Source organism: Pyxidicoccus trucidator, assembly GCF_010894435.1.
Classification (GTDB): domain Bacteria; phylum Myxococcota; class Myxococcia; order Myxococcales; family Myxococcaceae; genus Myxococcus; species Myxococcus trucidator.
Genome location: NZ_JAAIXZ010000017.1, coordinates 21998 through 37143, shown reverse-complemented (window position 1 = coordinate 37143; position 15146 = coordinate 21998). Strand labels below are relative to the sequence as shown.

At 71.7% G+C, this 15146-nt stretch carries 4 protein-coding genes; all 4 read right to left on the bottom strand.

Annotated elements, in window-relative coordinates:
- Positions 1 to 23: 23 nt before the first annotated feature.
- Genes G4D85_RS36295 through G4D85_RS36280 form a run of 4 tightly spaced genes read right to left on the bottom strand, consistent with a single transcriptional unit; the run spans position 24 to position 15072 of the window.
- On the bottom strand, positions 24 to 2072 hold the full coding sequence (locus G4D85_RS36295) for a RiPP maturation radical SAM C-methyltransferase (protein WP_240359710.1): 2049 nt from the start codon (positions 2070 to 2072) through the stop codon (positions 24 to 26).
- Positions 2069 to 9502 (bottom strand): non-ribosomal peptide synthetase, encoded by a 7434-nt coding sequence (locus G4D85_RS36290; RefSeq protein WP_164018688.1) that lies wholly within the window; start codon positions 9500 to 9502, stop codon positions 2069 to 2071. The genes G4D85_RS36295 and G4D85_RS36290 overlap by 4 nt, the downstream gene beginning before the upstream one ends.
- Positions 9495 to 10499 carry a class I SAM-dependent methyltransferase gene (locus G4D85_RS36285; protein WP_164018687.1) on the bottom strand — a complete coding sequence of 335 codons (1005 nt, stop codon included), beginning with the start codon at positions 10497 to 10499 and terminating at the stop codon, positions 9495 to 9497. The genes G4D85_RS36290 and G4D85_RS36285 overlap by 8 nt, the downstream gene beginning before the upstream one ends.
- A 40-nt stretch (positions 10500 to 10539) precedes the next feature.
- Positions 10540 to 15072, bottom strand: a complete 4533-nt coding sequence (locus tag G4D85_RS36280) for a non-ribosomal peptide synthetase (RefSeq protein ID WP_164018686.1) — start codon at positions 15070 to 15072, stop codon at positions 10540 to 10542.
- Positions 15073 to 15146 lie beyond the last annotated feature (74 nt).

Genomic DNA, 15146 nt, shown 5'->3' with positions numbered 1-15146 from the left:
CGACGGGCGAGGCCCGGTGCTGCTCAGGCCACCGGCAGCGCCACCGCGGGGCGGCGCGGCTCACCCTCGCTCCCGCCCGGCCGGGAGCGCTCCCGCTGCTCCGCCTCGTGCGACTCGCGAATGCGTCGCGCCGCCATCTGGGGGGTGAAGGCGGGGGCCAGTGCCAGGAAGCGGCTCGCCTCGAAGCGCTCGCCCTCCCGGTAGAGCAGGCGCAGCGCGTTCCAGCCGTCGAGCAGCCCACGCAGCTCCTCCACGCTCATGCGCCCCGTGTCGACGAAGCGCGCGCGGAGCTCCTCCCATTTGCGGATCTCCAGACAGTACAGGTAGACGTCGCGCGCGGGCCCGCGCAGCACCGTGTTCTGGAGCTGGCCGGAGCGGGCATCGTAGATGCGCAGGGACGTGCCTCCGTCCAGATACGACAGCAGGTGCCGGTACTCCGTCTGGCGGGCCGCTGCGTACGCGCCGCTCCACACCTTGCAGGCCTGATAGACGCCGCTCCAGTCCACGGGCTGGGTGGGGCTGTCGAACGAGAGGTCCATCAGCGCCAGCTGCTCGTACACCCGCTCCGGCAGCCCCACGCGGTAGAAGTCCGCGTTGCGGATGCGGGTGAGCCCGTACTCCTTCCGGAGGGCATCCAGCGTCGAGCCGCGTCCCAGCCAGAAGGGGTTTGGGTTGAGCGGCTCATAGGCCAGCGCATACTCGAGGAGGGTCCGCTGGGTCTCCTCCACCTCCTGGGCGGTGCCCCCGGGGAAGTGGGTCAGCAGGTTGGCCCCGTTGGTGATGCCCAGCTCGTGGCAGAGCTTCATCACCTGGAGGTTGGCGATGACCGAGGTGCCCTTGCCGATGCGGTCGAGGTAGCTGGACGAGAGGCTCTCGATGCCGAACTGCACGAAGCGCAGCCCGGCCTCGTGGAGCAGGAGCAGCTCGTAGGGCCGCACGTTCGCCCGCATCTCGTAGAAGATGATGAAGTCCTTCCGGGTGTCGATCAGCCGCTGGGCCAGCTCGTCAATGCCCTTGCTCCGGATGATGTTGTCGAGGAAGAACAGGACGTTGTTGGCGTAGCGCTCGTTGAGCGCGACGACCTCCGACGCGAGCCGCTCCGCGCCCTTCTGGCGGTAGCCGTTCCACTGCACGTTCAGGTTGCAGAAGTAGCAGGTGTTCTTGGGGTTGCCGCTGCGCTTGGTCCGGTCCCACCAGCACCCGCGAGAGCCCTCGATGGTGATGAGCCAGAGCAGGTTGGCCCGCTCGGCCTTCGCCGCGTACTCGTCGTAGTCGGGCAGAGGGAGCTCGTCCATGTTCGAGACCTCCCACAGCGGCGCGCCGTTCTCGTGAGCGGCGGCCGTCTCGCGGGAGAGGATGCCCTTGAGCCCGCTCATGTCCGCGCGGCCCTCCCGGAGCCTGCGGACGAGCGCCGTCAGCGGCTGCTCCCCCTCGCCTTGAATGACGTAGTCGAGGAAGTCGAACTCCTTCAGGAGCGACGGGCCGACCTTCTCGGAGACGGTCGAACCGCCGAGGAGGATGCGGGTTCCCGGCGAGCGCCGCGCGAGCCGCTGACCGAAGGCCAGGTTCGCGAAGAGCTGGCCGAAGCAGGTGGTCAGGCCGACCAGCTGGTACTGCCCGGCGATGGCCTCCACCGCCCGGTCCAGGTGGGCGTCCAGCCGCCCGAGCAGCCCATCGAAGGCGGACTCCCAGGTAGGCTCGGGGCCCCGGAGCGCCGCGTCCAGCAACCCTCCACCCGGGCCATCGAGCGGGCCGGCCAGCTCCGCCATGCGCTCGCCGAAGTAGGCGCGCACGTGCTCCTTGCGCTCCGGGAACAGGAGGGCGGCATAGAGCAGCTCGCCGAGCGAGAAGGCCTGGGAGATGCGGTCATAGAGCGGAACCCCGATGGCCAGCGCGGCCTCGAGGAACTCCGAGCGCGTCGTGACCTCCACGCCCGGCTCCTGCTGGCGCAGGAAGGCCGAGAGCGCTCCGAGCGCGGCGGAGGGATGCCGGTACATGGACCAGGGAAGCGCGATGAGGCACACCTTCATGGGAGCTCCGGTGCGTGGGGAGGGGGTGGGCAGCGCCGTCATGGGGCCTCCATCAGCGCGGCGAGCCGCTGCTCGGGCGCTTCCGTCAGGCGCGCCAGCAGCCGCTGGAAGTCCTCCAGCAGGAGCCGGGCCTGCTCCGTCCCGACGCTATCGAGCCGGTGGCCCAGCTCGATGCCCAGGCGCTCGCCGGGGACCACGACCAGCGCGAGGGGGTACGGCCAGCGGTCGATCACCCGCATCCGGTCGAACGTGAACCCGAGCTGGAGCTGCTCGACGGCGAACTGCATCGGGTAGTTCTGGAAGCGGACGACGCTGTGGAACAGGGGCGCGCCGTCCGGTACGCCGGCCCAGCGGCGCAGGGCGGAGAGGGGGACGTGCTCGAACGGACGCTGTTCCTGTTGGCGGGCCTGCAGGGCCCGGAGCCAGTCCACCGCGGGCGTCAGCGGCTCCAGCCGCGCGCGCAGGGGGAGGGTGTTGAGCAGGGGCCCGATGATGTCCTCGACGCCGGGCACCTCCGCGGGGCGCACCACCGAGGTGGCTCCGAAGCAGACCTCCTCGCTGCGCCTGGCGCGTGCGAGCACCAGGGCCCATGCGCCCTGGACCAGGGTGTTCAGCGTGAGCCGCTGACGCCGCGCCATCCGCGAGAGCGCCTCGGTGCCCTCCCTCGACAGCCGCGCCCGTCGCTCCGCCCACCGCCACTCGCTGGGCTCCTCCGCCCGCTCCACCGGGCCAGGGAGGGCGAGCCCCGAGAGCTCGCGGCGCCAGTACGCCTCGGCCCTGGAGACCTCCTGGCGTCCCAACCAGCGGAGCACCTCCCGGAAGGGAGGACGCGGTGGCAGGTCCATCCCCGTCCCGCGCTCGAGGGACTTGTACAGGGTGAAGACCTCCTGGAGCAGCAGGGACATGCACCAGCCGTCCAGCATTCCGTGGTGGGTGCTCCAGACGAGCTGGTAGCGCTCTGGCGCGAGCTGGACGAGCGCCAGCCGCATGAGCGGAGGCTGCTCCAGCTCGAAGCTGCGCGGGCCGCCTTCGAGCAGCCGCTCCAGCTCCTCGGTACGGCGCTCCGGTGGCAGGCGCGTCGCATCGCTCCGCTCGACGCACAGCCGGGCCTCGCGCTGGACCACCTGGTGTGGCTCGCTCACGCCCTCGAACACCACCGCGCTGCGCAGCACCGGGTTGCGGTCGATGACACGCTGGCAGGCCTGCTCGAAGAGGTCTGGCGAGAAGGCGCCCGAGATGCGTCCGGAGATCTGGATGAAGTACGCCCACGTCCCCGGACGTGCCCGGGTCTCCTCGAACATCTCCTGCTGCGAGAGCGCCAGCGGGTACACGTCCTCCACGGGGCCGCGATTCGCCAGGAGCCGCTCCAGGCCCGGGCGGTCCACGCGCGCGAGTGGGAAGTCGGCCGGGGTGGGCCGCCGCGCGCCCCCTGCCCGGGCGAGCGCCACGAGCCCCCTCAGCGCTTCGAGGAAGTGCCCGGAGAGCCGCTCGACGGTCTCCTCGCGGTGAAGCTCCGGGCTGTACGTCCAGTTCACGCGCAGCTGCCCCCCGTGCTCGAGGCTGTTGACCTCGAGCAGGTGCGGGCGCTGTGCGCGGGGACTGAGGGTGGGCCCCACCGACTCGTCGGCCGGCCGGAAGAGCGCGTCGCTGGAGAAGACCTGGTCGAACTGGCCGAGATGGTTGAAGACGAGCTCCGGCTCGAGCGCCGGGGCCTGCTCCGCCGCGCTCTCGCGCAGGTAGCGCAGGATGCCGTAGTCGATGCCCCGGTTCGGGATGCTCCGCAGCCGGGCCTTGACGGCCTCGAGCGTGTCGAGCAGCTCGCCCCCTCCGTGCTCGAGCACCACCGGGAACAGCGAGGTGAACCAGCCCACCGTCCGTGACAGCTCCACGTCGTCGAAGAGCGGCTCACGGCCGTGCCCCTCGAGGTCGACGAGCCAGCGGCGCCCCCCGGTCCAGGCCGCGAGCGCTGACGCCAGCGCGGTCAACAGGACGTCGTTGATCTCGCAGTGGAAGGCCTTGAGCACCTCCTGCCGGAGCGCCCGCGTCTCCTCGGCGCCGAGCGTGCGGGACAGGGTGCGGGAAGCCCCCACCGTCCGGGCGGACGGGCCAGGGGCGGCGAGGTCCACCGGAAGCGGGGGGATGCCCGAGGTCGGGAGCCGCCGCCAGAAGTCCAGGGAGGCCACGGGCGTGCGTGCGTACTCGACGAGCCGCCGTGCCCAGCGCTGGTAGGAAGTGGTCTTGTCCGGGAGGCTGAGCCCGCGCCCCTCACGCAGTTGCTGGTACGCGGTCTGGAGATCCTCCAGGAGGATGCGCCAGGAGAGCCCGTCCACCACCAGGTGGTGGGCAATCAGCAGCAGCCGCTCCGGCTCGCCGGGGCCCAGCCCGAAGCGGGCGACCTTCAACAGGGGCCCCTGCTCCAGGCTCAGGCGCTCCTGGAGGCCGGCGGCGGCGGCTTCCAGCGCGGGGCGCTGCTGCTCCGGGGGCAGGCCGCCCAGGTCGAAGCTCTCCACCACCGCCCGCTCCTCGGGGGGCGCGCAGCGCTGCGACCAGCCGGAGCCGGTCTGCTCCAAGCGCATGCGAAGCGCGTCGTGGTGGCGCAGGATGTGGCGCACGGCCTGCTCCAGCCACTCCAGGCGCAGCGGCTCGCGGACGACGAGCATCACCGCCTGGTTGAAGTGGTGGGGGGCTACCGGGCGCTGGCGCAGGTACCAGTGCTGCACGGGCGTCAGCGGCACCTCGCCCGTCACGAGCTCCGGCTCCGCCGCGGCGACAGGCGCCGAGCCCACCACCGCCGCCAGCTCGGCGATGGTCTGGTGCGCGAACATCTGCCGGGCGGTGAGCCTCAGCCCGGCCTGGGTGGCCCGTGCGACGATCTGCACGCTCAAAATCGAATCGCCGCCCAGGTCGAAGAAGTTGTCCTGGACGCCAACGCGCTCCCGCCGCAGCACCTGGGCCCAGAGGGTTGCCAGGCGCTCCTCCACCGGATTGCGCGGCGGGACGAAGCCTTCGTCAGGCCGCTGAGGGGTCGCCTCCGGCGCCGGGAGCGCCTTGCGGTCCACCTTGCCATTGGGGTTGAGCGGCAGGGCGTCCAGCAGGACGAACGCCGTGGGCACCATGTAGGCCGGCAGCTGCTTCTGGAGGAAGTCACGCAGCGCGGGGACGAGCGCGCGCCGGGACTGTTCCCGGAGCGGATCGTTGCCGTACCTGCTCCAGTCCTCGCCAGGCGGGCGGCCCCCGTCGGGCTTCGGACGGACCACCTCGAGGCGCTGGCACGGGCGGCGATGGAAGACGGCGTTGAACGCGCCGTCCCGGCCATCGCCGGCCCAGTCGATGACCACGTCGTAGCCCAGCTTCTCCGCGGCCGCCCGGAAGTCTTCCGGGTCCTCCGCGGGGACGGGCGGGAGCGCCGCCAGGGTCCGCCGCAGCTCGCCCACCGTGGCGGGCCCTCCGGCGGCCGCGAGCAGCGCCATGGCCTGCCGCTCGTGGGCCAGGCGCGCGTTGGGCACGTTCGTCAGCGACAGCACCGCCGGGGCCTCCCTCGCGAGTCTCGCGCGGACCTCCTCGAGGGTGAGCCGCCGTTCCCGCCAGTCGAGCCACTCCACCTCGAGTGGCTCCTCGCGCGGGCCGTTCACCTCGAAGAAGACGTCGTACTTGAAGCGGGTCAGCTCGTTGCGGTAGCGGCCCCCCTTCAGCTGCATCCACACCTGGCTCAGCGCGGGGACGTGCTCGCGCACCGCCCGGAAGAACTCCGGGTCGATGCACAGGTCCTTGTCGCCGGCCAGGTTCTCGCGCGCGGCGCGCTGGAGGGCTTCGCGGCCGACCTCGTCGCTGGCGCGGTGGAACTGCACCGTGGTGTGGAACAGCTCCAGCAGGGGCAGCGGGCGCACGCCGCCGACGAAGATCTGCCCGCCCGGGCGCACCAGCGGCACCAGCTTCTCCAGGAGCCCGACGCAGTAGTCCAGCGAGGGGAAGTGTTGGCTGACCTCGTTGATGACGACGACATCGAACGGCTCCTCGCGAATCCGGTCGACCTCGTGCGCCGCACCCTGCATCAGCGAGACGCCGGGCAGGGGAGGGGAGCGTGTCAGGAGCGTGCGCAGCCGCTCCAACGCCACCTCCGAGAAGTCCACGCCCAGGTAGCGGTCGACCCTGGGGGCGATGCGCAGGAGCAGCAGCCCGGTGCCCACGCCAATCTCGAGCACCCGCCGCGGCTTCAGCGCGAGGATGCGCTGGACCGTGTCGTCCACGACCTCGTGGATGACCTCCACCGGGATGGGCGCGTGGTCGTAGGTGTCGATCCAGATGCGGTGGTTGACCGAGGGGTCCTCGCTCGAGAACTCCTCGGCATGGCCGTAGAGCTGGTCGTACATCGTCCGGAACTGCGAGACGCGGTGGCGCTGCGCGTCCTCGGTGGGCGTGCCCTCCGGGGCAATGGCCGGTGTGCCGGCGCGAGCGACGACGTACGCGACCAGCCGCGCGTTGCCGGGGAGGTCCTCCCGGACCGAGACCGCGTTGGCCTGGACGGCGGGGTGCTGCGCCAGTGCCGCTTCAATCTCCTCGAGCTCGATGCGATACCCGCGGACCTTCACCTGCTGATCAATGCGGCCGAGGAACTCGAGCACGCCGTCCGCGCGCAGGCGGCCCAGGTCCCCGGTGCGATAGAGCCGCGCTCCCGGCTCCTGGCTGAACGGGTGGGGCACGAAGCTCGCCGCCGTCAGCTCCGGGCGCCGGTGGTATCCCCGAGCCACCCCGACGCCGCCCAGATAAATCTCCCCCTTCACCCCGATGGGCACCGGCCGCATCCCGGCATCCAGGACATGAATCTCGTTGTTCTCCACCGGCCGCCCCACGGGCACGCGCCCACGGAGCCCGCCCGGCTCGTACTGGTGGATGGTGGTGTAGACGGAGGACTCGGTCGCTCCGTACTCGGTGAAGAGGCCCGCGTGCGGGAAGCGCTCCAGGTGGGTGCTGATCAGCTCGTGGGGCATCGTCTCGCCCGCGACGATTGCCACCTCCAGCGAGCGCATCCGTCCCGCCGGAGCCGCCTCGACCAGCTGCTGGTAGAAGGTCGGCACGCAGAGCAGGTGGGTGATCCGCACCCGGTCGATGCACCGGACCAGCTCCACCGTGTCCTGCTGGAGGTCCACCTCGGGCAGCACGAGCAGCCCGCCCTGGCACAGCGTCCAGAAGATGCCGGCCACCGAGCTGTCGAAGGCGAACGACGAGAGCAGGAGGTAGCGGCGCGCGGGCGCGCGGTAGTAGTGGAGCCGCGCCGTATTCGAGAGCTGCAGGCCCCGGTGGGAGATCATCACGCCCTTGGGCTGCCCCGTCGAGCCTGACGTGTAGATGATGTAGACGAGGTTGTCCGGGGAGACGTTGCGCTCCAGCCTGGCGGCGCGCTCCTGGGAGATGCGCTCCCACTCCAGGTCCAGGCACACCACCCGCGTCTCCCCCGGAGGTGGGAGCACGTCGAGCAGCGCGCGCTGGGTGAGCAGCACGCGCGGCTTCGTGTCCTCGAGGACGAACGCGAGCCGCTGCCGGGGGTACTGCGGATCGAGCGGGACGTAGACACCGCCGGCCTTGAGCACGGCGAGGATGGCCACCAGGGCCTCGGGCGAGCGGCGGAAGCAGAGCGCCACCCGGACCTCCGGGCCCACGCCCAGTGAGCGCAGGTACCGGGCGAGCTGGTTGGAGCGGGCGTCGAGCTCGCCGTAGGACATCGGCGGGAGATCGGCGGTGCCGTGGCCCTCCGCGCACGCCACCATCACCGCCGGGGCCTCGGGGGTGCGGGCCGCCTGCGCCTCGATGAGCTCGTGGATGGGCGTGTCGGCCGGGAAGTCGGCCCGGGTCGCGTTCCACTCCACCAGCACCCGCCGCTCCTCCTCGGGAGGCAGCAGCGGGATGTCCGCCAGACGGAGCTCCGGCTCCGCGGCGACGGACTCGAACAGCCGCCGCAGGTGCTGCTCCATCCGGCCGATGGTGCTCACGTCGAAGAGGTCGGTGTTGTACTTCAGCCGGCAGATGAGTCCGCTCGAGTGCTCTTCGAACTCGATGATCAGGTCGAAGTGCGCCGTCTTGCTCGCGACCTCCAGCGGCTCGACCGACAGGCCCGGCAGCGACGCGTCGGCCTCGCCGCCGGGCGCCATTCCGAACATGACCTGGAAGAGCGAGTTCCGGCTGAGGTCTCTCGTGAGCTGGAGCTTCTCCAGCAGGTACTCGTACGGGAGGTCCTGATGCGCGTAGGCGCCCAGGGACGTCTCCCGGACGCCGGCCAGCAGCTGCGGGAACGTGCTCCGGGCCGAGGGGCGGGCGCGCAGCACCAGCGTGTTGACGAAGAACCCGAGCAGGCCTTCGGTCTCCACGTGACGGCGGCCGGCGATGGGCGAGCCGATCAGCAGGTCCTCCTGGCCGGTGTAGCGATGAAGCAGGGCCGCGAAGCCCGCCAGCAGCGTCATCGCGAGCGTGGCGTCATGACGCTGGGAGAGGGCCTTGAGCCCGGCGACGAGCTCCGGCGGGAGCAGGAAGCTGTACCGGTCACCGCGGTAGGTCTGCGTCGGCGGGCGCGGGCGGTCCGTGGGCAGCTCGAGGACCGACGGGCTGTCGGCGAGCTGGCGCCGCCAGTAGTCGAGCTGCGCCTGGAGCACCTCGCCCTGGAGCCACTGCCGCTGCCAGAGCGCGAAGTCCGCGTACTGGATGGGCAGCTCCGGCAGGTTCGCGGGAACGCCGGCCCGTGCCGCGGCATAGAGCATGGCCAGCTCGCGGTTGAGCACGAGGTCGGACCATGCGTCCGTGACAATGTGATGCAGCGTCAGCAGCAGGACGTGCTCATCCGGAGCCAGCCGCAGCAGCGTCGTCCGGAGCAGGGGCCCCCGGGTCAGCGAGAAGGGACGCCGCGCCTCCTCCTCGGCCAGCCGGCGGGCCACTGCCTCCCGCTCGGAGGGCGGGTGGGCCTCCAGCGAGAGCACCGGGAGCGGGTGGGGCGCGGGCGGGGCGATGACCTGGAAGGGCCGTCCCTCCACGCTCTGGAAGGTGGTGCGCAGGCTCTCGTGCCGGTGGAGCAGCCCGGTGCAGGCCGCCTCGAGCGCGCGCACGTCGAGCTCGCCCCGCAGGCGCAGGGCGCTGGCGACGCTGTAGACCGGGCTGTCGGGCTCGAGCTGTTCGAAGAACCAGAGGCGCTGCTGCGCGAAGGAGAGCGGGAGCTCCGCGGTCCTCGGGGCCCTGGGAATGCCGGAGGCGACCGCGCGGGTCGAGGTCCGCGCCTCGCGCAGCAGCGCGGTGAGCTCGGCCTTCCGGGCGCTGATGGACGCGCGCAGCTCTCCGGTGAGCACTCCCCTGGGCGCGCTGCAGCGCAGCTGCTCCTGCTCGAGCCAGAGCTTCACGTCGAGCTGGCGCAGCTTCGTCACGAAGTCCAGCAGGGGCACCGCTCCGGGCTCTCCACCCGGCTGGCGCGTTCCGCCGCTCCCGTCAGTCATGGCGCCCCGTGCGGCGTACGGGGGACAGGTCGAAGATGGCGCTGTACGGAATCCCGATCTCATGGACACCGTTGCACTGCCAGCCCGCCTCCTCCAGCAGCTCCAACCAGTCCGCGCGGGTGGGGATGTACTGGCCCATGGCGGCGTGCGTGACGTGGAACCCCAGCGTGAAGATGGGAACCCCGGAGATGGTGGTGAACGGCTCCGCGCGGTAGGTGTCGCACAGCAGGAAGCGCGTGACGTTGCGGAAGACCTGCTTGAGCCGCTCGAGCACGGCCAGGCAGGCCTCTCGCGGCCACAGGTCGTGCCCGTTGAAGAAGCTGGTGAGCAGATCCACCCGGTCCAGGCGCGGAGACGGCTCCAGCGTCCGCAAATCACTCAGGACGAGCCCGATGCGGTGCTCGAGGCCCGCCTCCTGGATGCCCCGGGCCGCCAGCTCGATGGCACCCGGGTTCATGTCGATGCCGATGCCCTCGGCGGGGTAGCGGCGGGCCATGCCGATGAGCCGCTCCGCGCTGCCGCAGCCAAGGTCCGCCACCACCCGGAAGTCGTGCATCCGCAGGACGTGGTCGAACTGCTCGTCCACGAACTGGCGACCGTAATCCCGTCCCCCCAGGGCGATGGCGCGGCCGTCCCGCTCGATGAAGCCCTGCGTCCGGGCTGCCAGGGGGATGGTGCCGCTCAGGTTCTGGAAGAGGCGGCCGTACCCCGAGGTGAGCCAGGTGAAGTAGCCCTTCGTCCTCAGGATGTCCGCGAAGTGCTTGCCAGGCCGGGCCGTCCCATCGGCCGAGCACGTGACGATTTCATAGAGGGCGAGGACCTCCATCAGGCTGTCGACCGTCATCGCGTGCAGCTGGTGCTGCTCCGCCCAGCTGGGCAGGTGCAGCACCCCGGCGCGATCAAGCGCGTCCAGCAGGCCCAGCTCGTTCATGGCGGAGATGGCGACCGCGGCGAGGTGTCCGTTGAAGAGCTCGGCGCTGAGCGGTGGAGGGGACATCGGGGACGACTCCTGAAACGAGGCGAGTGTCTTCGGGAGACTACTTCTTGAGGCGGGCAAGGAGCTTGTCGAGCTTCTGCTGATCGAGTCCCGCCAGGGGGAAGTCGGAGGGAGTGTAGGCAGGCTGGGCCTGGAGGTCATCGCCAGCAATCAGCGCGCGCAGGACCGCGGTGTAGCGGCCGGCGAGGTCCTCGAGCGTGGCCCGGTGGTACATCGCCTCGCTGAAGAACCAGGTGATGCGCAGCTGTCCCTCGGCCACCCCCGCGACGACAGCCAGCTTGTGCCGGCGCGTCGGCGCCTGGGGCTCCGCGGGGTCCTTCACGGTGAGCCAGCGGCTGTCCAGGTGGTACTGGCCGACGTAGCGGAAGAGCACCTCGGCTCGCGGGCGCTGCGCCAGGGCGTGGGCGTCGGGCTCGCTACCGAGGTAGCGCAGCACCCCATGGCCGATGCCCCGGTGGGGCACCGAGCGCAGCTGCTCCTTCACCGCTTTGACCGTCGCCCCCATGTCGGCGCCCGGCGCCGGGGTGAGCAGGACGGGGTACAGCGACGCGAACCACCCCACCGTCCGGGAGAGGTCCACTCCGTCGAACAGGTCCTCCCGTCCATGGCCTTCCAGGTCGAGCAGCAGCGCCTGCTGGCCGGACCAGCCGCACAGCGCCTTCGCGAGCGCGGCAATCAACAGCTCCCCGAGCTCGGACCGGTGCCGCTCCGGCAAGTCGCGGAGGAGCGCCTGGCTCTCCTCCGGAGTCAGGCAGAAGGCCAGGCTTCGCTCGAGCGTGAGCGGGAGGGTGGCCTCGCGCCTGTCCACGGGGAGGAGGGCGGCCGGCGCGGCCATGCTGCTCCAGTGCGCCAGCTCCTCGCGCGCGCCGGAAGTCGCATGGCGTTGCAGCTGCTCGACCCACGTCTTGAGCGAGCTGGTTCTCGGGGGCAGCTCGCACCGGCCCTGCTCGACGAGCTGCTCATAGGCCGTGTTGAGGTGCTCGAACAGGATGCGCCAGGACACGCCGTCAATCACCAGCCGGTGGGCGGCGATCAGCAGCCGGGCCGGACGCTGGGCGCCGAGCTCGAGCCAGGCCGCGGCGACCATGGGGCCGGTGTCCAGCTTCAGCCTGCGCTGAAGCCGCTGCGCGACCTGCTGGACCCCTGCCTCCAGCGCGGCGTCTGGGAGCGGCGAGAGGTCGACCCGCTCCAGCGGCATGGGTGCGTCGGGCGGGGCAACCGAGGCCTCCCAGCCGGACGGCCCCCGGTTCACCCGGAGCCTGAGCGCGTCGTGGTGGTGGAGCAGGGCGGTCAACGCCTGCTCGAGCCGCGCGACGTCCAGCGGCTGACGTGCCTCGAGTGGCACGAGGATGCACCAGGCGTCGGGCTCCGGCGCCTCCTGCTCGAAGAACCACCGCTGGATGGGGGTGAAGGGGATGGGGCCGCGCAGCGGCTCCTCCTGCACGGCGGGAGTCGCCGGGGCGTCGGAGGCGATGCTGGCCAGTCCCGCGATGGTCTGGTGCTGGAAGAGCTGCCGCGGGCTGAGCCGCAGCCCCGCCTGGTTTGCCCTGGAGATGACCTGGATGCAGAGGATGGAGTCGCCGCCCAGGCCGAAGAAGTTGTCGTGGATGCCCACCTCGTTGAGGTTGAGGAGCTGGCACCAGATGCGGGCCAGCGTCGCCTCCGCGGGCGTGCGCGGGGGGACGGGGGCCTGCCGCTGCTTCTGCCGGGCCTGTTCAATCGACGGGAGCGCGTCGTAGTGGACCTTCCCGTTGAGGGTGAGCGGCAGCTTCTTCAGGTGGATGTAGAGGTTCGGGAGCACCTCACTGATGAGGCGCTCCGCCAGGAAGGCGCGGAGCTGTTCGGGCTCCAGCTCCTGTCGCGCGACATAGTAGGCGACCAGGACCTCACTCCCGTTCGCGTCCTTCTTCAGCAGCACGACGCCGTCACGCACCTGGGGGTGCTGGGTGAGCGCCTGGCGCAGCTCCGCGAGCTCCACGCGGTAGCCGTGGTACTTCACCTGGCTGTCGGCGCGCCCGAGGTGCTCGAGGGTGCCATCGGAGAGGTGGCGGGCCAGGTCTCCGGTGCGGTACAGCCGGGCGCCCGGCGCGGTGCTGAATGGATCAGGGATGAAGGCCTGGGCTGTCAGCTCGGGCCGGCCCAGGTAGCCGCGAGCGAGCGCGGCCCCGCCGATGTAGAGCTCACCGGCCATGCCCACGGGCACCGGCCTCAGCCGAGCGTCCAGGACGTACACCCGCGTGTTGGCGATGGGGCGCTCGAGCGGCAACGCCGTCTCCGCGGCGAAGGGGCGCGCGGGCTCGAAGCGGAACGTCATCACTCCCACCGTCGTCTCGGTGGGGCCGTAGTGGTTGTGAATGCGGCATTCCGGAGCCGCCGCCTGGAGCTGCTCCACCCATGCGCGAGGGCTGGCCTCCCCGCCGAGGATGAGGCTCCGCCGCGGGAGCAGCCCCCGCGTGTCTCCGGCGCTCAGCAGCGCGCGCAGGTGGCTCGGGACGACCTTGAGGACGTCAATCGGATGCCGCCGCATGTAGTCCGCCAGCGCGAGCGGATCCGCGGCCCGCTCGGCGGAGATGACATGCAGGCAGCTCCCGGTGCAGAGCGCGGGGAAGATGACCGTGTTGCCCAGGTCCGCCGAGAAGGTCGAGACGGTGGCATAGGTGGCGTCCTCCGGCAGCTCGAGCCGCTCCAGGATGCTCACGAGGTAGTTGTGGAGCTGGCGGTGCTCCACCACGACGCCCTTGGGCCGTCCGGTCGAGCCGGACGTGAACAGGACGTAGGCCGGGTTCTCCGGGGTGACGCCGCTGTCTGGCGCGTGCGTGGGCTCCTGGACGAGCGCCGCCTCGCCAGCGTCGATGCACAGCACCTCGCAGCCCTCCCGTGTGGGCACCTCCCCGAGGCGGCGGCGCTCGGTGAGGAGCACGGGGGCCTGGAGATCCTCCAGCAGGTACATCAGCCGCTGACGGGGCTGCGACGGCTCCAGCGGCACGTACGCGGCCCCCGCCTTCATCGCCCCGAGCATCCCCACCACCATCTCGATGGAACGCTCGAGCAACAGGCCGACCCGGCGCTCCGGCCCCGCGCCGCGCCGCCGCAGGGCGTGGGCAAGCTGGTTGGCCCGGGCCTCGAGCTCGGCATAGGTGAGGGACTGGGCCTCGAAGACGACCGCGGTACGGGTCGGGTGGCGGGCCGCTACCTCGGAGATCCACTCGTGGACGCAGCGGGAGGGGATGCGCTGTGCCGTGGCGTTGAAGTCCACCAGGAGCCGCTCGCGCTCGCGGGCCCCCAGTGGCTGCAGTGCCTCCAGCGGTGCCTCCGGCGCGCGGGCCGCATGCTCGAGGAGCGCTTCCAACTGGGCGGCCACGTGCCGGATGTCCGCTTCGGACAGGAGGCCCGCGTCATACTGGAGCTCGAGGCGCAGCGAGCCGCCCGCGTGAGCGCCAGCGAGGGACACCTTGGCGCGGTCCACGAAGGCTCGCCGGAGCTCGCCCCGGAACCCGGAGGCGGCGGGCTCGCCGGCGGCCTCCTCCTCCCACGCGAAGCCGAAGGCCGGGTAGTCCCGGCCCGCGACGGGCTCCCCCTCCTCGACGGGCCAGACGAAGTAGCGCTGCCACTCGAGCAGCTCGCTCCGGGTCTGCTGAAGCTGCCGGGCCAGCTCGCCGAGGCGCCGCGTCGGCGCCACGTCGCAGCGCAGCGGCAGCCAGCGCCCCATCGGCCCGAAGGTCTCCGCCAGCTCCGGGTGCTCGCGACCGTCGCTCCACAGGCCGAGCACGAGCTCCTTCTGTCCAGCGAGCTTGCCGAGCAACGCCGCCCAGGTGGCGAGCACGAGCCCCTCCAGGGTGCCCCCGGCGCGATGCGCCGCGCCCTCCAATGACGCCAGCGCTTCGCCTCGCAGCGTGAGGGGGTGGCGCTCCACGCGGTACGGCGGCGCTACGCCTCGGCGCTCGAGCGGCAGCGCGACGCTCGGGGCCTCGCGGGAGTGCCGCTCCCACCAGGCCGCGGCGGGGCTTGATGGCTCGGCGCGCTCGGCGAGCAGCTCGCCCTGCCACTCGGAGAAGGAGAGATAGGGCAGCGGCGCGGAAGTGGACCCGGGCCTGCCCGCGGGCGCTGCGTAGGCGCTCTGGAGCTCGCGGCAGAGCAGCCGCAGGGTGGCGGCGTCCGCGCGCATGGCCGGGAGGATGAGCCCGAGCAGGTGCAGCCGCTCGTCCAGGGTCGCCAGCGTCACGCGCAGCATCGGTCCGGAATCGAGCGCGAACGGCTGCGCGCACACCGCTTCGAAGTGCGCTCGCGCGTGGCGCTCCCGCTCCTCCGGGCCGAGCATGCGCAGGTCCACCGTGGCCCACGCCACCTCGCCGCGGGGCGCCACGGCCTGCGCCGGCTCGCTCTGCCCGGGCATGGCCGGAAACAGCGTGCGCAGCACCTCGTGCCGCTCCACGAGCTGCTCCAGGGCGCGCGTGAGGGCGTCCTGGTGGAGCGCTCCCTCGAGCCGCATCAGACACTCGACGCGGAACGGCTCGCCGTGGCGCTGAAGCCGCCACACGCGCTGCTGCTGGGGAGACAGCCGGTAGACGTCCATGCCCACTCTCGCAAGTTCCGGGTCTCCGCCTGGGCTCGCACCGGCTCGCCGCCGGCCCCGCCGCCAGGCGTCAC